A 15,194-nucleotide genomic window follows, 5' to 3' on the forward strand; every position below is an offset into this window, starting at 1 on the left:
GGCGGGCCAGCCGCCCCAGGCCTGGCTGCGTGGCCTGCGCCTGGATGCGGCCGAGCGCGGGCTGGCGCGGGGCCTGCCCCTGGAGGCCACGGCGCTGCGCTGCGGCTATGCCTCGGCCAGTGCGCTGGCCTATGCGCTGCGGCGCGACCGGGGCGTGACGGCGCGGCAACTGCGCGGCTAGCCCGTTCACAGTCCTCCGGACTACGAGCGTTTCTCGACAAATGCCCGGCCGCGCCAGGCGCAACATGGCGCCATGGTTCGCAATTCTTCCGCTTCTTCCTCCGCCGTCGGCATCGCCTTCGTTTCGGTGGCCGCCGTGCTCTGGGGCACGACAGGCACGGCGCAAAGCCTGGGCGCAGGCGGGCTGTCGCCGTTCTGGGTGGGCGCCGCGCAGCTGGCCGTCTCCAGCCTGTTTCTGGGGGCGCTGCTGGCGGTTTCCCATTGGAGGCTGCGCGGGCGGGCCGGGCAGGGCGGAGCTCCCGTCCAGCCGCTGCTGCCCAACCCGGTGCACCTGGGACTGCGCCCGGCCTGGTTCGTGCTGGCTTCCATGGGAATCGGCGGCTACAGCATCTTTTTCTACGAGGGCGTGACGCTCACGGGCGTGGCCGTGGGCACGGCCGTGGCCATTGGCAGCGGCCCCATCTGGGCCGGGCTGATGCAGGCGCTGGTGCTGCGCGCGCCCCTGTCGGCCCTGTGGTGGGCCGGCACGCTGGTGAGCGTGGCGGGAGGTGCGGCCATGGTGATGGCCCGGGGCGGTGCCACGCTGTCCTGGAGCGGCCTGGCCCTGTGCCTGCTGGCGGGGCTGTCGTACGCGGGCTATGCGCTGATCAACAAGCGCCTGGTCACCCACATGTCGCCGCGCGTGGTGAATTTCTATGTCTTCACCGGGGCGGCCTGCATGGCGGTGCCGATTGCGCTGGTGCAAAGCGGCCTGCCGCAGTGGAGCCTGGCGGCCGTGCTGGTGGTGGTCTACCTGGGCGTGGTGGTTTCGGGCCTGGCGCACATGCTGTTTTCCATCGGGCTGCGCAGCATCTCGGGACCCACGGGCGTGACGCTGAGCCTGATCGAGCCCGTGGCGGCCTTCGTGCTGGCGGTGTGGGTCGTGGGCGAGCGGCAGCCGCTGCAATCGTGGCTGGGGCTGCTGGCCGTGCTGGCGGGGCTGATGCTGGTGATCGGCGCCGAGATGCGGGCGCAGCGGGCCGTGATGGCCGCGCAGATGGCGTGACTCTTTGTAGGCCGGCGCCGTTCTTCACGATGCGCTGTTCTCCGCATGTTTCAGGCATGCATGGCCGCTAGACTTGGCGGCATGCAGCAGCCATCCCATCTCTCCTCCGAATCCTGTGCCCCGTCCGCCTGGGGCTGTGCCTGCGCGCCCTGGCGCGCGCGTCGCGGTTTTCTGCTGGCCGGCAGCGCGGCGGCCATGGGCCTGGCCACGGCGCCGGTGGCGGCACAGGTGCAGGTAGGCGGTGCCTCGGGCCTGCGCAAGCTGGTGCCGGCCGAGACGCTGGAAGGCGCCGCCACCGACCAGTACCAGCAACTGCTGGCCAAGGCCCGCGCCCAGGGCGCACTGGCTGGCGACAGCAACCCGCAGCTTCAGCGGCTGCGCGCCATTGCCCGGCGGCTGATTCCGTATACCGCGCAGTGGAACCCGCGCGCCAATGCCTGGCGTTGGGAGGTGAATCTGATCGGCAGCAAGGAGATCAATGCCTTTTGCATGCCGGGCGGCAAGATCGCCTTCTACACGGGCATCATCGAGCAACTGCAGCTCACCGACGACGAGATCGCCATGATCATGGGCCACGAAATGGCCCATGCGCTGCGCGAGCACTCGCGCGAGCAGTTGGCCAAGAACCAGGCCACCAGCATCGGCATCTCGCTGGGCGCCCAATTGCTGGGCCTGGGCGACCTGGGCAATGCGGCGGCCCGCCTGGGCGGCCAGCTGCTGTCGCTGAAATTCAGCCGGGGCGACGAGAGCGAGGCCGACCTCGTGGGCCTGGAACTGGCCGCGCGTGCCGGCTACAACCCCCAGGCCTCGGTCTCGCTGTGGCGCAAGATGGGCCAGGCCACGGGCGACCGTGGCGGCCTGGAATTCCTGTCCACCCACCCCGCAGGCCCCGAGCGCATCCGCGAGCTGGAACGCAACATCCCGCGCGTGGAAGGCCTCTACGAGGCCGCACGGCGCGGGTAGGCAGCCGCCTTCAGGCGGCGGCTTTTTGCTTTGGTTGATAGCCCATCACGGCTTTCACTTCAAGGTACTCCTTGAAGCCGTGCTCGCCCCATTCCCGGCCCGTGCCTGACTGCTTGTAGCCACCGAACGGCGCGCCGAAGTCCGGCCCCGCGCCGTTGAGGTGGACCATGCCGGTGCGCAGGCGCGATGCCACGCGGCGTGCGCGCTCCAGGCTGCCTGACTGCACATAGCCCGACAGGCCGTAGGGCGTGTCGTTGGCCTGGGCGATGGCCTCCTCCTCCGTGTCGTAGGGCAGGATGACCAGCACGGGGCCGAAGATTTCCTCGCGCGCAATGGTCATGTCGTTGCGCACATCGGCGAACACCGTGGGCCGCACGAAGTAGCCGCGCGCAAGGCCCTCGGGGCGGCCCGTGCCACCGGCCACCAGGGTGGCGCCTTCGGCGATGCCGGCCTCGATCAGGCCCTGGATCTTGCGGAACTGCGCCTCGCTGACCACGGGGCCCATGTGCATGGCGCCGGTGTCGGCCAATGCATCGCCCACCTTCATGCCTTCGGCAGCGGCCTTGGCCGCGGCCACGGCGCGCGCATGCAGGGCGCGCGGCACGAACATGCGCGTGGGTGCGTTGCAGCTCTGGCCCGAATTGGTGAAGCAGGCGTTCACGCCCTGGGCCACGGCTTTTTCGATGTCGGCATCGTCCAGCACGATGTTGGCCGACTTGCCGCCCAGCTCCTGCGTCACGCGCTTGACGGTATCGGCCGAGGCCTTGGCCACGGCAATGCCCGCGCGCGTGGAGCCCGTGAAGGTCATCATGTCGATGCCGGGGTGCACGGACATGGCCTCGCCCACCGAGGGGCCGTCGCCGTTGACCAGGTTGAACACGCCGGCCGGCACGCCCGCTTCGTGCAGGATCTCGGCCACCAGGATGGCATTGAGCGGCGCGATCTCCGAGGGCTTGAGCACCATGGTGCAGCCCGCCGCCAGGGCCGGTGCCACCTTGCACATGATCTGGTTGATGGGCCAGTTCCAGGGCGTGATCATGCCCACCACGCCCACGGGCTCATGCACGATGCCGGTGGTGCCGCGCACGCTCTCGAACTCGAATTCCCTGAGCACCTGCAGGGTCTGCTTCAGGTGCCCTGCGCCCACCGTGGCCTGGGCCGCGCGCGACAGCCACAGCGGCGCGCCCATCTCCAGCGAGATGGTCTGCGCCACCTCGTCGATGCGGCGCATGTAGACCGCCAGCACCTTGTCCAGCAGGGCCAGCCGCTCGTCGCGCGTGGTCTGCGAGAAGCCGTCGAACGCGCGGCGTGCGGCGGCCACGGCTGCATCGACATCGGCGGCCGAGCCCATGCTGATGCGGGCCGCCACCTCCTCGGTGGACGGATTGATCACATCCAGCGTGCGCGGCACGGCCGGGGGAACCCATTGGCCGTCGATATAGAACTGCAGGTGCTCTTGCGTGCTCATGAAGCTGTCTCCGTGTCTCGTTGTCATTGGGTGGAAGGGGTGTCGAAGGTGACGCGCTGGTTCACGCGGTAGTGGGGCCAGTAGTCGGCCACAGCATAGTGCTGCGTGCTGCGGTTGTCCCAGATGGCGATGCCGCCCGCGTCCCATTGATGATGCACCATGAACTCCGGCTTCTTCAGCCAGTCCAGCAGGAAGGCGAGCACGCCGCGCGCCTCGTGCCGGTCCACGCCCGTGATGTGGCGCGTGAAATCGGCATTGACGAAGATGCACTTGCGGCCTGAATCGGGGTTGGTGCGCACCACGGGATGCGTCACGGGCTTGAACTGGCGCAGCGCCTCGAACAGCGCCTCCTCGCCCTTGCGGCCCAGGTATTCCCGGAAGCCCGATTCCTCCCAGGTATGGACCGCCTGCAGGCCTTCCAGGTACTGCTGCATGCCGGGCGAGAGCCAGTCATAGGCCTTGCTGGTGCTGGTCCAGCAAGTGTTGCCGCCGGCCGGCGGCGTGGTCACGATCTGGATCACGGTGCCCAGCGGCGGCTGCTGCTTCCAGCTGATGTCGGTGTGCCAGTTGTCTATGGCGGGCGGGCGGTCCTTGTCGGAGATGATCATCTCCACGTCGGGCATGCCGCTCTTGCGCTCGAAGTACGAGCCCTTGGACAGCGGGCCGAACACCTGCGCCAGCGCCACATGCTGCTCGGCCGTGATGGCCTGAGGCCGGAAGAAGATGACCTCGAAGTCGTACAGGGCCTGTCGCAGTTCCGCCTGCACATCGGGGGACAGGGGCCGGGTCAGGTCCACGCCCTCGATCCAGGCCGCGAAGTTGGGCATGCGCGGCACGGGGCGGATGTGGTGGTAGCGGGCGTCGATGTCGATCAGCTGCATGGGGGCGGCATTGGCCATGGGGTACTCCTTGAAGGAACGGATGGGAGGGGAGGAAGGGGGGAAGGTGGGGAGAGAGGGCTGGCGGGCTCACTGCCAGTGCAGCAGCCGCCTCTCGGCCCAGGACATGAAGCGCACCATGCCCACGCCCAGCAAGGCCAGCACCAGCAGCAGCGCCATGACGCCATTGATGTCGAAGGTGGAGCCCAGGTAGGCCAGGGTCTGGCCCAGGCCCTTTTCGCTGGCGATGATCTCGGTGCCCACCACGCCCAGCAGGGCATAGATCAATCCCAGCCGCAGGCCCGAGAAGATCACCGGGACGGCGCCGGGCAGCGTGACCTCGAAGAAGGTGGTGGCGGCGCTGGCGCCCAGGGTGCGGCACAGCGTCACATGGTCCTGGCTGACGCCCCGCATGCCTGCCACCGTGGCCGACAGCACGATGAAGAAGGTCAGCGAGCAGCCCACGGCGATCTTGCTGCCCAGCCCCAGCCCGAACCACAGGATGAACAGCGGCGCCAGCGCGATGCGCGGCATCACGTTCAGCGCGTTGAAGTAGGGCTCTGCAAAGCGTTCGATGGCCGGCCAGCGCACGAAGGCCAGCCCCGTGGCGAAGGCGGCCACGCTGCCCAGCACGAAGGAGCAGGCCACGGCCGCCAGCGTCCAGCCCAGGTCGGACCAGAACCGGGCCGTGCCCGCATGGTTCCAGAGATAGGCGGCCACGCCGCTGGGCTGGCCGAAGAAGGTGGGGTCCAGCCAGCGGCGCGCGGCGGCCCATTCGGCCAGTCCCAGCACGAGACAGATGAACAGCGCATGCAGCGCCAGCCATTGCAGACGGTCAGCCTTCATGGTGCACCCATCCCGATTCAAGCTGCGACCACAGGGCCGCATAGAGTTCATGGAAGCGCGGGGACTTCTGCAGGTCGCGGATGGAGCGCGGGCGCGGCAGGTCTATGGGCAGGTCGGCGATGATGCGGCCCGGGCGCGAGGACATCACCACCACGCGGTCGGAGACGGCCACGGCCTCGGCCAGGTCGTGGGTCACGAACAGCACGCTGTGGCGGTGCTGCTGGCACAGGCGCAGCAGCAGGTCCTGCAGCTGCAGCTTGGTCTGCGCGTCCAGGGCGCCGAAGGGCTCGTCCATCAGCAGCAGCTGCGCGTCCAGCGCAAAGGTGCGCGCCAGCGCCGTGCGCTGGCGCATGCCGTGGGACAAGGCCTTGGGCAGGGCCTGCGCATGGTCGGCCAGGCCCACCTCCTGCAGCATGCGCAGTGCGCGCTCCGTGCTGTCGGCCGTGCCGACGCCGCGCACGCGCGCGCCGAAGGCGGCGTTCTCCAGCGCCGTGCACCAGGGCAGCAGGCTGTCGCGCGCCAGCATGTAGCCCACGCGGGAACTGCCCAGGCGCGGTGCCTCGCCCAGCACGCGCAGCGTGCCGGCGCCGGTGTGGGCCACCAGGCCTGCGCAGAGGTTGAGCAGACTGGTCTTGCCGCAGCCGCTGGGCCCGACCAGCGAGACGAATTCGCCCTCGGCCACCTGCAGCGCAATGTTGTCCAGCACCTGCGTGCGGCCGTCGAAGCTCAACTGCAGGCCGTCGGCGGCAATGGCCTGCGGCGGCGGAAGGCGTGATCCATTGGGAGTCATGGCGAGCGCCTCCTTCACTGCGCCAGCAGGGGCGCGGTGTCGATCAGCCGGCTGATTTGCCCCGTGCGCTGCAGGTAGCGCGCGGCGTGCTGCAATGCCCCGGGGTCCACTGCGAACTGCATGGAAGGAATGGCATTGCGCAGCGCCACTTCCAGGATCCGGTCGCCGCCGGGCGTGTTGATCCTGAAGCTGTCCTGCGCGACTTTGAGCAATGCATCGAAATGGGCCGGTTCGCGGGCATAGTCGGCCGCCTCGTTCATGGCGCGGCGCAAGCCCTCCACGGCCGGGGCGTTCTTGCGCAGGAAGTCGGCGCGCACCACCTGCAGCACGCCGGCGCCGTTGGTATCCAACACCTCGGCGGGACCCTGGCCCCTGCGCGGATCGACGACGATGCGGCAGGCCTGGCTGACCTCGCAAAAGCCGTCCATGGGCGAGAACAGCATCAGGCCATCGACCTGCTTTTGCGCAATCGCCGGAAAGGCGGTGTTGGGCGATCCCACGGCGACGATGGTGACGTCGTCCGCCTTCATGCCGGCGCCCTGCAGCAGGCTCACGAGCTGGAACTCGGCCGCGCTGCCACGCGCCGTCACGCCGATGCGCCGGCCCTTGAAGTCCTGCATCACGGCGGGATAGCCCTGGCCGGCATGCGGGGTGGGCAGGGCCGACGAAGCCATGAGGAAGAACGTCGGCGCGCTCGCGCCGCTGCCGATCACCTTGAGGTCGGCGCCCTTGTTGACCGCCTGAAGCAGCACCTCGGGCGGCGTAAACGCCACTTCGAGGTCACCGGCCAGCAAGGTCTGCAGCGCCAGCGGCGCCTGCGGGATGGGGCGCAGTTCGCAGCGTATGCCGTGCTTCTCGCACAGTCCCCGCGCGTTGGCCACGCGCACCAGGAAATTGCCGATGCCGGGGTAGTCCTGGATACGCAGCGTGGGCGTCTGTGCCAGGGCTGCCTGGGTCGAGAGCAGGGCGAACACGAAGGCGGATACCAGGGCGAGCGTGGTGCGGATCATGGGGCGGGCTCCATACGTGTGGGTATGGGGCCGATTACAAGGACGGTGCTATGCGCCAATTGCCGCGAAAGGGACAATGGGCGGGTGAACACCAAGCTCGGTTCCCCCAACACGTCTTTGGCGCAGGCGCGCAGCGAGCGCTATCGCGTGGATCTGCTGGCCGAATTGCCGGCCGCATCGGCACGCGGGCTGCGGGCCATAGGCTCCAGGCGCCGCTACCGCGATGGACAGTTCGTGCAAAAGCGCGGCGATGCGGCCGACCATGCGCTGGTGCTGCTGTCAGGGCGCTTTCGTGTCGTGGCCTTCACCGTGGGCGGCACCGAGCGCATGACGCGCTGGCTGGAGGCCGGGGAGATCACCGGCATCAGCTCGGTGCTGGGCAATGCGCCCGTGCCCGTGGACCTGGTGGCCGATGGCGATGTCGAGGTGCTGGTTCTGCCGCGCCAGCCGCTGCTGGACTTCCTGGAGCGCGATGCGCCCGCATGCCTGGCTGTGGCGCGCCTGCTGAGCCTGCGCGTGAACGGGCTGCTGGACACCATCTTCATCAGTTCGGAGGACACGCTGCATGCCCGGGTCTGGGCCACCTTGCAGGTTCTGGCGGCAGAGAACGGCCTGCCCCTGCCCGGTGGCCGCACCCTGCTGCGCATATCGCAGGGCGATCTGTCGCATGTGGTGGGCGCCTCGCGCCAGCGCGTGAACGAGGAGCTGCGCAAGCTGCAGGCGGGCGGCAGCGTGCGCCTTGGCTATCGGTGGATCGAGGTGCTGGGCTGAGACAGCTGCAGGCTCAGGTCCCGCCCACGTAGGGGTTGCTCTTGCGCTCGCGGCCGAAGCTGCTTTCGGGGCCGTGGCCCGGGATGAACACGGTTTGGTCGCCCATGGGCCACAGGCGCTGGACGATGCTGTCGATCAGCTGCTGGTGGTTGCCCTGGGGAAAGTCGGTGCGGCCGATGCTGCCTGCGAACAGCACGTCTCCCACGAAGGCGCGGTCGATCTGCGGCGCATGGAACACCACGTGGCCGGGCGTATGGCCGGGGCAGTGGCGCACCTGCAGTGTCTCCTGGCCGATGCTCACCGTGTCGCCATCGTGCAGCCAGCGCGTGGGCGTGAAGGGGTCCGAATGCGGGAAGCCGAACATGGCGCCCTGCTGGGGCAGGGCATCGATCCAGAACTGGTCTCCGGGATGGGGGCCGATGATGGGCAACTGCTGTGCATCGGCCAGCTCGCGCGTGCCGCCCGCGTGGTCTATGTGGGCGTGCGTGAGCCAGATGGCCTTGAGCGCCAGGCCCAGGCGCTCAATCTCCCAGCCGATCTGCTCCAGGTCGCCGCCCGGATCGATGACGGCGGCTTCCATGGTCTGGTCGCACCAGACCAGCGAGCAGTTCTGCTGGAAGGCGGTGACGGGGATGGTGTGGTACTGGAGCATGGGCGGCGTGGGTGCTTCTGGCGAAAGCGCCCATTATTCCCGCTCCTTCCCCTGATGGCAGCGCAGGGTCGCCCCGCTTGCGCCGTCAGGTGGTCGGCTGGCCGCATTGCCCGCAGAACCGCGCGCCGGCCGGATGGCTGGCGTTGCATCTCCTGCAGGCCTGCGGCAGCACCGCGCCGCCACACTGCGGGCAAAAGCGCGAGCTGGCGGCAATGGATGCACGGCAGCCGGGGCAGACCGCCGCCACGGCTGCGGCACGGTATGCGCCGCCGCCGTGGTGGCCGCCGCGCGAATGATTTCCGAACAGTCTTTGCAAGAGTCCCATGGTGTATTCCTTCGCACTGCGCGGATGCGCCGCTGCAGTCGTTCAAAGGCGCATTGGGACACGGCAGCGGTCCGCCGGGCCGTGGATGGCGATCATTTAATGTGGCTGTCATCTCGTGGCAATCCAGGTCCTGTGACGGACAGGAGACAGCCTCGCGGGCAGACCCCGTGGCTGCGGCAACGCCGCCGTGTTACAAGCTAGCCGTGCCGCCAAGCCAGCCTGCCCCCGATGCAGGCACGCAAGGATTTTTTCGAGGATGGGCCGGGCCGCCACCTGCGTAACGCAGGGCGGGTACCGGCATCACGCGAGGGAGAACCGGTATGTTGATTGGCGTGCCTGCCGAGACCATGGCAGGAGAAACCCGGGTGGCTGCGACCCCCGAGACCGTCAAGAAGCTGCGTGCGCAAGGCCATGTGCTGCGCGTGCAGGCGGGGGCGGGAGTGGCGGCCAGCGTGCCCGATGCCTTGTACGAGGCAGCGGGCGCGGAGATCGTCGATGTGGCAGGCGCCCTGGGCGCCGACCTGGTGCTCAAGGTCCGTATCCCTTCGGAGGACGAGTTGCCCGGCATCCGCAAGGGCGCAACGCTGGTCGGCATGCTGGACCCGTTCCAGCCCGCAGGCCTGCAGCGCCTGGCCGATGCGGGCATCACGGCCTATGCGCTGGAGGCGGCTCCGCGCACCACGCGTGCGCAGAGCATGGACGTGCTGTCCAGCCAGGCCAATATCGCCGGCTACAAGGCCGTGATGATTGCGGCCAACCAGTACCAGCGCTTCTTTCCCATGCTGATGACGGCGGCGGGCACGGTGAAGGCCGCGCGCGTCGTGGTGCTGGGCGTGGGCGTGGCCGGCCTGCAGGCCATTGCCACGGCCAAGCGCCTGGGCGCCGTGATCGAGGCCAGCGATGTGCGGCCCAGCGTGCGTGAGCAGGTCGAATCCCTGGGCGGCAAGTTCATCGACGTGCCCTACGAGACCGCCGAGGAAAAGGAGGCCGCCGAAGGCGTGGGCGGCTACGCGCGCCCCATGCCGCAAAGCTGGCTGGACCGCCAGAAGGCCGAGGTGGCCAAGCGCGTGGCCCAGGCCGACGTGGTCATCACCACGGCGCTGATCCCGGGCCGGCCCGCTCCCGTGCTGGTCACGGCCGAGATGGTGCAGGCCATGAAGCCCGGCGCCGTCATCGTGGACCTGGCGGCAGAGCGCGGCGGCAACTGCCCGCTGACCCAGGCCGGCATGACGGTGGTCACGCATGGCGTGACCATCGTGGGACTGACCAACCTGCCCGCCATGGTGGCGGCCGATGCCTCGGCCCTGTATGCACGCAATGTGCTCGATTTTCTCAAGCTCATCATCAACAAGGATGGCGCCCTGCATGTGGACATGGAGGACGACATTGTGGCCGCGTGCCTGATGGCCCATGAAGGCCAGCTGCGGAGGAAATGACATGGAAGCCGTATCCCCCACCATCATCCATCTCATCATCTTCGTGCTGGCCATCTACGTGGGCTACCACGTGGTCTGGACCGTCACGCCCGCGCTGCACACGCCGCTGATGGCGGTGACCAATGCCATCTCGGCCATCGTCATCGTCGGCGCCATGCTGGCGGCGGCGCTCACGGAAACGGGCCTGGGCAAGACCATGGGCGTGCTGGCCGTGGCGCTGGCCGCGGTCAACGTGTTCGGCGGCTTCCTGGTCACGCGGCGCATGCTGGAGATGTTCCGCAAGAAAGAGCGCAAGAGCGCTCCGGCCAAGGACGGCAAGGACGCCAAGGCGGAGGGCCAGTCATGAGCATGAACCTCGTCACGTTGCTCTACCTGGTGGCCAGCGTCTGCTTCATCCAGGCGCTCAAGGGGCTGTCGCATCCCACCACGTCCATACGCGGCAACCTGTTCGGCATGGCCGGCATGGTGATCGCCGTGCTGACCACGGCAGCGCTCATCGTGCAGCTGGCCGGCGGCAACGCCCTGGGCCTGGGCTGGGTGCTGCTGGGCCTGCTGGTCGGCGGCACGGCCGGTGCCGTCATGGCCCAGCGCGTGGAGATGACCAAGATGCCTGAATTGGTCGCCTTCATGCACAGCATGATCGGCCTGGCGGCGGTGTTCATCGCCGTGGCCGCCGTGGCCGAGCCCTGGGCCTTTGCCATCACGGCCAAGGGCGGCGCCATTCCGGGCGGCAACCGCGTGGAGCTGGCGCTGGGCGCCTTCATCGGCGCCGTGACCTTCACGGGCTCGGTGATCGCCTTCGGCAAGCTCAGCGGCAAGTACAAGTTCCGCCTGTTCCAGGGCGCGCCCGTGCAGTTCAAGGGCCAGCATGCGCTCAACGCCGTGCTGGGGCTGGCAGCAGCCTTCTTCGTCTTCGGCTTCTGGCACAGCCAAAGCTGGATGGACATCGTGCTGGTCATCGCCCTGGGCCTGCTGCTGGGCGTGCTGCTGATCATTCCGATCGGCGGCGCGGACATGCCGGTGGTCGTGTCCATGCTCAACAGCTACTCGGGCTGGGCGGCGGCGGGCATCGGCTTCTCGCTGAACAACAGCATGCTGATCATTGCGGGTTCGCTGGTGGGCAGCTCGGGCGCCATCCTGAGCTACATCATGTGCAAGGCCATGAACCGCTCGTTCTTCAGCGTGATCCTGGGCGGCTTCGGCGGCGAGGCCACCAGCGCGGCGGCAGGCTCCCAGCAGCAGCGCAACGTGAAAAGCGGCAGCGCCGACGATGCGGCCTTCGTCCTGGGCAATGCCGAGACCGTGGTTATCGTGCCCGGCTACGGCCTGGCCGTGGCGCGTGCCCAGCACGCGGTCAAGGAGCTGGCCGACAAGCTCACCGAGCGCGGCGTGACGGTGAAGTACGCTATCCACCCGGTGGCGGGCCGCATGCCCGGCCACATGAACGTGCTGCTGGCCGAGGCCGAGGTGCCCTACGACCAGGTCTTCGAGATGGAGGACATCAACAGCGAGTTCGGCCAGGCCGACGTGGCCATCATCCTGGGCGCCAACGACGTGGTGAACCCCGCCGCACACGTCAAGGGCAGCCCCATCTACGGCATGCCCATCCTGGAGGCCTACAAGGCCAAGACGGTGATCGTCAACAAGCGCTCCATGGCAGCAGGCTATGCGGGCCTGGACAACGAACTGTTCTACATGGACAAGACCATGATGGTCTTCGGCGACGCCAAGAAGGTGGTGGAGGACATGGGCAAGGCGCTGGAGTGAGGCGTGCGCCCGGGCTGAAGTCCGAGGAGGGCAGGGCCCAAGCCCTGGCCTCCTTGAAAACGATCTTGGGTCAGCCTCCGGACCGGGTCAGCAATTCGTCCAGCGCATCGGCGATGGCTTGGCCTTCATGCTCCAGTGAGGCCACCACTTCACCCAATTGATCCAGGGCGACTGAAACCATGTCCAGGGCATGCAGGACGACCGGCACGCCTTCAATGACAAACACGGGATTCATCCTCGCACCCACGGTTGGAGTGCCGCGCGGCAGCAGATTCTGCCGAACTAGTGGAACCACGACGCGACGGCGGTAGCGGTCAAACAGCGAGGACTGGACCACGACGACGCAGGGAATCGAGTCGCGCAAGGCTCCCTTGTTGCGATGAACGTCGAATTGCGCCACTAGAGCGTCGAGTGCTCGTCTGCGAACGAACCCACCGCGATGTTGACCGCGTTCCAGTCGCTGGCGCAGGCGTCGGCAAGCCGTTGGCGCTCACGCTGTGCGCCCTCCTGCCTGGCAACGTATTCGGCCAGCAGGGATTCCATGGTGGCCGAGAGATTGTCGGTATAGGCCTTGGCCTGTGTCACCAGATCTGCATTGATCGTGAGATGGATTGGCCGCTTGGCGCTGGAGACAGCAATGGATTTCATCTCGGAACCCTCAGATAAAGATCATGCGCACAGTGTCTGTATGAGAGCGCGACGAGTCAAACCGCCGCGATCCAAGGCCCTGCTTGAACGTCTCACACCTTCATGTCATAGCCGATGGTGACCGGCGCATGGTCCGAGAACTTCACATCCTTGTAGATGTGCTCGGTGCGTGCCAGTGCGGCGGTGGCCGGGGTGGCCAGGTGGTAGTCCAGGCGCCATCCCACGTTGTTGGCATAGGCCTGGCCGCGGTTGCTCCACCATGTGTAGCAGGCGTCCGTGGTGTCGGGCTGGAGCAGGCGATAAACGTCCACAAGACCGCCCGTGGGATCAGTTTTGTGTAACAACTTTGTCATCCACTCGCGCTCTTCGGGCGTGAAACCGCTGTTTTTCTGATTGCTGCGCCAGTTCTTGAGGTCGATCTGCTGGTGGGCGATGTTGATGTCGCCGCACAGGATGAACTCGCGCTCGCCCTTCATGCGCATCAGGTGATCGTGCATTTCGGCCAGGAAGCGGAACTTGGCCGTCTGGCGCAGTTCGCCCGAGCTGCCGCTGGGAAAGTAGGCGCTGATGATGGACAGCTTGCGCGCAGGCGTGTCGAAGCGCGCCTCCACGTAGCGGCCCTCGGCGTCGAATTCGTGCGAGCCGAAGCCGACCACGACATCGCTGGGCTCGTGGCGGCTGTAGACGCCCACGCCCGAGTAGCCTTTCTTCTCGGCGTAGTGGAAGTGGCCGCGCAGGCCGGCCAGCAGCTCGAAGCGTCCGGTCATGTCGGCGGCCTGGGCCTTGATTTCCTGCACGCAAATACAATCCGGCGCAGTGGCCTCGATCCAGGCTTCGACGCCCTTGGTCGAGGCCGAGCGGATGCCGTTGAGGTTGAGGCTGGTCAATTTGAACAAGGATGAATCCATGGTGGTGAGTAATCTGCAGGCCGATGACACAGGCCGTCTGGCGCAGGAATTTGTGCAATTCGCCGTTGACGCAGGGGTGCTGCGTTTCGGCGAGTTCAAGACCAAGGCCGGGCGCATGAGCCCGTACTTCTTCAATGCCGGCCTGTTCGATGACGGCGGCAAGATGGGCCGTCTCGCCGAATTCTATGCAAAAGCCATCGCAGCCAGCGGCATCGAGTTCGACATGATCTTCGGCCCCGCCTACAAGGGCATCCCGCTGGCCGCCACCGTGGCCGTGGAGCTGGCCCGCATGGGCCTGAACAAGCCCTTTGCGTACAACCGCAAGGAAGCCAAGGACCACGGCGAGGGCGGGACCCTGGTGGGCGCGCCCCTCAAGGGCCGCGTGCTGATCGTGGACGACGTGATGAGCGCCGGCACGGCCGCGCGCGAGTCCATCGCCATCATCCGCGCCGCAGGTGCCACGCCGCATGCCGTGGCGATCGCGCTGGACCGCCAGGAAATGGCCACCGAGAATGGCCAGGACGTGCCCCACAGCGCCGTTCAGTACGTGCGCAACCAGCTGGGCATGCAGGTCTGCACTATTGCAAAACTGGCAGACTTATTGCTTTATCTTGAGATTCAAGGTGGCAGCGAAGGCAGCGGCCACCATGAGCGCGTGCTGGCCTACCGCCAGCGTTACGGAGTCAACGACAAGGAATAAGGGTTTGATGAACAAGGCGTTGCATGCACGGTTCCTGTGGTGCGCCCTGGCTGGTGCCGCGGCTGGCCCTGCCTGCGCCCTGGATGCCGGCGTGCCGGCCGGCATCTATGCATGCACCGACGCCAAGGGCCGGCGCCTGACGGCAGACCGCCCGATTGCCGAATGCGTGGACCGCGACCAGCGTGTGCTGGGCAGCTCCGGTGTGGAGCTGCGCCGCGTCGGCCCCACGCTGACCGACAACGAGCGCGCCGAGCTCGATGCCCAGCGCCGCCGCGAGCAGGCCGAACAGCGCCGTGTGCGCGAGGAGCGCTCGCGCGAGCGCGCGCTGATTGCGCGCTATCCCAACCAGGCCGCGCACGACGCCGAACGCGCCGAGGCCCTGTCGCAGACCGACCAGGTCGCCAACCTGGCGCGCCAGCGCATACAGGAGCTGCAGGCCCAGCGCGTCAAGATCGATGGCGAGATGGAGTTCTACCGCAAGGACCCGTCCAAGGCCCCCGCCTCCCTGCGCCGCCAGCTCGATGAAAACCGCAGCAGCCAGGAGGAGCAGCAGCGCTTCATCCAGCAGCAGGAGCAGGAAAAAAGCCGCATCAACCAGCGCTTCGATGCCGAGCTCGTGCCGCTGCGTGCGCTGTGGAGCGCGGCCGCCGCCGCTGCGGCTCCCACGGGCCGCTGAACGGCCCTTGCCCCCTGTCTTTCCCGTCTGGCGCGAACGGCCTGCCGCACGCCGGTGCGCGTGAATCGGATTCGTCCTGCAAGCGCTGCCATTGCGGCGGTCTAGGCTGTCACTACATTCCCGGCCACGGA

19 protein-coding genes are annotated in these 15,194 nt (G+C 67.7%); 9 read left to right on the plus strand and 10 right to left on the minus strand.

What is annotated here, in order from left to right; genetic code table 11:
• From ACM14_RS25215 to ACM14_RS25225, 3 genes are all read left to right on the plus strand, one after another.
• The coding region (locus ACM14_RS25215; RefSeq protein WP_139093495.1) for a helix-turn-helix domain-containing protein at positions 1 to 181 on the plus strand (181 nt) is incomplete at its 5' end.
• 72 nt (positions 182 to 253) lie between these two features.
• Positions 254 to 1,225: a DMT family transporter gene (locus ACM14_RS25220; RefSeq protein ID WP_065347688.1), complete on the plus strand. Its 972-nt coding sequence runs from the start codon at positions 254 to 256 to the stop codon at positions 1,223 to 1,225.
• 60 nt (positions 1,226 to 1,285) lie between these two features.
• Positions 1,286 to 2,188: a M48 family metallopeptidase gene (locus ACM14_RS25225; protein ID WP_065347700.1), complete on the plus strand. Its 903-nt coding sequence runs from the start codon at positions 1,286 to 1,288 to the stop codon at positions 2,186 to 2,188.
• Positions 2,189 to 2,198: 10 nt separating this feature from the next.
• On the opposite strand, the gene ACM14_RS25230 is transcribed toward ACM14_RS25225, so the two are convergent.
• The 5 genes from ACM14_RS25230 to ACM14_RS25250 all read right to left on the minus strand — a co-directional run bounded on the left by ACM14_RS25230 (position 2,199) and on the right by ACM14_RS25250 (position 7,180).
• A complete protein-coding gene (locus ACM14_RS25230) occupies positions 2,199 to 3,656 on the minus strand; it encodes an aldehyde dehydrogenase family protein (protein WP_065347689.1) in 1,458 nt (485 codons plus the stop codon).
• A gap of 23 nt (positions 3,657 to 3,679) precedes the next feature.
• The gene (locus ACM14_RS25235) at positions 3,680 to 4,555 is read right to left on the minus strand and encodes a TauD/TfdA family dioxygenase (RefSeq protein ID WP_065347690.1); all 876 of its coding nucleotides are present in this window, start codon (positions 4,553 to 4,555) and stop codon (positions 3,680 to 3,682) included.
• Between the two features lie 69 nt (positions 4,556 to 4,624).
• Positions 4,625 to 5,380: an ABC transporter permease gene (locus ACM14_RS25240; RefSeq protein ID WP_013800204.1), complete on the minus strand. Its 756-nt coding sequence runs from the start codon at positions 5,378 to 5,380 to the stop codon at positions 4,625 to 4,627.
• Complete coding sequence (locus ACM14_RS25245) at positions 5,370 to 6,170, minus strand: ABC transporter ATP-binding protein (protein WP_065347701.1); 801 nt, start codon at positions 6,168 to 6,170, stop codon at positions 5,370 to 5,372. The genes ACM14_RS25240 and ACM14_RS25245 overlap by 11 nt, the downstream gene beginning before the upstream one ends.
• A 14-nt stretch (positions 6,171 to 6,184) precedes the next feature.
• The gene (locus ACM14_RS25250; protein WP_065347691.1) at positions 6,185 to 7,180 is read right to left on the minus strand and encodes an ABC transporter substrate-binding protein; all 996 of its coding nucleotides are present in this window, start codon (positions 7,178 to 7,180) and stop codon (positions 6,185 to 6,187) included.
• A gap of 84 nt (positions 7,181 to 7,264) precedes the next feature.
• Here ACM14_RS25250 and ACM14_RS25255 point away from each other — a divergent pair, with 84 nt between their 5' ends.
• Positions 7,265 to 7,951, plus strand: coding sequence for a Crp/Fnr family transcriptional regulator (locus ACM14_RS25255; protein WP_065347692.1), 687 nt, complete (start codon positions 7,265 to 7,267; stop codon positions 7,949 to 7,951).
• A gap of 13 nt (positions 7,952 to 7,964) precedes the next feature.
• Here the strand turns inward: ACM14_RS25255 and ACM14_RS25260 are convergent, their stop codons facing one another.
• Positions 7,965 to 8,603, minus strand: a complete 639-nt coding sequence (locus tag ACM14_RS25260; RefSeq protein WP_012202273.1) for an MBL fold metallo-hydrolase — start codon at positions 8,601 to 8,603, stop codon at positions 7,965 to 7,967.
• A gap of 85 nt (positions 8,604 to 8,688) precedes the next feature.
• Positions 8,689 to 8,928, minus strand: coding sequence for a zinc ribbon domain-containing protein (locus ACM14_RS30940; RefSeq protein WP_084027452.1), 240 nt, complete (start codon positions 8,926 to 8,928; stop codon positions 8,689 to 8,691).
• A 320-nt stretch (positions 8,929 to 9,248) separates the two neighbouring features.
• Here ACM14_RS30940 and ACM14_RS25265 point away from each other — a divergent pair, with 320 nt between their 5' ends.
• The 3 genes from ACM14_RS25265 to ACM14_RS25275 are packed head-to-tail and all read left to right on the plus strand — an operon-like array spanning position 9,249 to position 12,131.
• Positions 9,249 to 10,364 carry a Re/Si-specific NAD(P)(+) transhydrogenase subunit alpha gene (locus ACM14_RS25265; RefSeq protein WP_063327715.1) on the plus strand — a complete coding sequence of 372 codons (1,116 nt, stop codon included), beginning with the start codon at positions 9,249 to 9,251 and terminating at the stop codon, positions 10,362 to 10,364.
• A gap of 1 nt (position 10,365) precedes the next feature.
• Positions 10,366 to 10,710 (plus strand): NAD(P) transhydrogenase subunit alpha, encoded by a 345-nt coding sequence (locus ACM14_RS25270; RefSeq protein ID WP_012202276.1) that lies wholly within the window; start codon positions 10,366 to 10,368, stop codon positions 10,708 to 10,710.
• Positions 10,707 to 12,131 (plus strand): NAD(P)(+) transhydrogenase (Re/Si-specific) subunit beta, encoded by a 1,425-nt coding sequence (locus ACM14_RS25275; protein WP_012202277.1) that lies wholly within the window; start codon positions 10,707 to 10,709, stop codon positions 12,129 to 12,131. The genes ACM14_RS25270 and ACM14_RS25275 overlap by 4 nt, the downstream gene beginning before the upstream one ends.
• A 70-nt stretch (positions 12,132 to 12,201) precedes the next feature.
• Here ACM14_RS25275 and ACM14_RS30950 read toward each other — a convergent pair whose 3' ends face one another.
• The 3 genes from ACM14_RS30950 to ACM14_RS25285 form a co-directional block, all read right to left on the minus strand.
• Positions 12,202 to 12,531, minus strand: coding sequence for a CcdB family protein (locus ACM14_RS30950; protein ID WP_084027453.1), 330 nt, complete (start codon positions 12,529 to 12,531; stop codon positions 12,202 to 12,204).
• On the minus strand, positions 12,531 to 12,779 hold the full coding sequence (locus tag ACM14_RS25280) for a type II toxin-antitoxin system CcdA family antitoxin (RefSeq protein WP_043791083.1): 249 nt from the start codon (positions 12,777 to 12,779) through the stop codon (positions 12,531 to 12,533). The genes ACM14_RS30950 and ACM14_RS25280 overlap by 1 nt, the downstream gene beginning before the upstream one ends.
• A 92-nt stretch (positions 12,780 to 12,871) precedes the next feature.
• A complete protein-coding gene (locus tag ACM14_RS25285; protein WP_013800210.1) occupies positions 12,872 to 13,675 on the minus strand; it encodes an exodeoxyribonuclease III in 804 nt (267 codons plus the stop codon).
• A gap of 10 nt (positions 13,676 to 13,685) precedes the next feature.
• Here ACM14_RS25285 and pyrE point away from each other — a divergent pair, with 10 nt between their 5' ends.
• Both pyrE and ACM14_RS25295 read left to right on the plus strand, forming a co-directional pair.
• Positions 13,686 to 14,387: an orotate phosphoribosyltransferase gene (gene pyrE, locus ACM14_RS25290; RefSeq protein WP_013800211.1), complete on the plus strand. Its 702-nt coding sequence runs from the start codon at positions 13,686 to 13,688 to the stop codon at positions 14,385 to 14,387.
• A 7-nt stretch (positions 14,388 to 14,394) separates the two neighbouring features.
• Positions 14,395 to 15,063 carry a hypothetical protein gene (locus ACM14_RS25295; RefSeq protein WP_013800212.1) on the plus strand — a complete coding sequence of 223 codons (669 nt, stop codon included), beginning with the start codon at positions 14,395 to 14,397 and terminating at the stop codon, positions 15,061 to 15,063.
• Positions 15,064 to 15,194 lie beyond the last annotated feature (131 nt).

The organism is Delftia sp. JD2 (genome assembly GCF_001682645.1).
Taxonomy (GTDB): domain Bacteria; phylum Pseudomonadota; class Gammaproteobacteria; order Burkholderiales; family Burkholderiaceae_C; genus Comamonas; species Comamonas acidovorans.

Coding starts and splice junctions, on each gene's coding strand:
- ACM14_RS25220 (WP_065347688.1), top strand. CDS start 254: ATGGTTCGCAATTCTTCCGCTTCTTCCTCCGCCGTCGGCATCGCCTTC.
- ACM14_RS25225 (WP_065347700.1), top strand. CDS start 1,286: ATGGCCGCTAGACTTGGCGGCATGCAGCAGCCATCCCATCTCTCCTCC.
- ACM14_RS25230 (WP_065347689.1), bottom strand. CDS start 3,656: ATGAGCACGCAAGAGCACCTGCAGTTCTATATCGACGGCCAATGGGTT.
- ACM14_RS25235 (WP_065347690.1), bottom strand. CDS start 4,555: ATGGCCAATGCCGCCCCCATGCAGCTGATCGACATCGACGCCCGCTAC.
- ACM14_RS25240 (WP_013800204.1), bottom strand. CDS start 5,380: ATGAAGGCTGACCGTCTGCAATGGCTGGCGCTGCATGCGCTGTTCATC.
- ACM14_RS25245 (WP_065347701.1), bottom strand. CDS start 6,170: ATGACTCCCAATGGATCACGCCTTCCGCCGCCGCAGGCCATTGCCGCC.
- ACM14_RS25250 (WP_065347691.1), bottom strand. CDS start 7,180: ATGATCCGCACCACGCTCGCCCTGGTATCCGCCTTCGTGTTCGCCCTG.
- ACM14_RS25260 (WP_012202273.1), bottom strand. CDS start 8,603: ATGCTCCAGTACCACACCATCCCCGTCACCGCCTTCCAGCAGAACTGC.
- ACM14_RS30940 (WP_084027452.1), bottom strand. CDS start 8,928: ATGGGACTCTTGCAAAGACTGTTCGGAAATCATTCGCGCGGCGGCCAC.
- ACM14_RS25265 (WP_063327715.1), top strand. CDS start 9,249: ATGTTGATTGGCGTGCCTGCCGAGACCATGGCAGGAGAAACCCGGGTG.
- ACM14_RS25270 (WP_012202276.1), top strand. CDS start 10,366: ATGGAAGCCGTATCCCCCACCATCATCCATCTCATCATCTTCGTGCTG.
- ACM14_RS25275 (WP_012202277.1), top strand. CDS start 10,707: ATGAGCATGAACCTCGTCACGTTGCTCTACCTGGTGGCCAGCGTCTGC.
- ACM14_RS25280 (WP_043791083.1), bottom strand. CDS start 12,779: ATGAAATCCATTGCTGTCTCCAGCGCCAAGCGGCCAATCCATCTCACG.
- pyrE (WP_013800211.1), top strand. CDS start 13,686: ATGGTGGTGAGTAATCTGCAGGCCGATGACACAGGCCGTCTGGCGCAG.
- ACM14_RS25295 (WP_013800212.1), top strand. CDS start 14,395: ATGAACAAGGCGTTGCATGCACGGTTCCTGTGGTGCGCCCTGGCTGGT.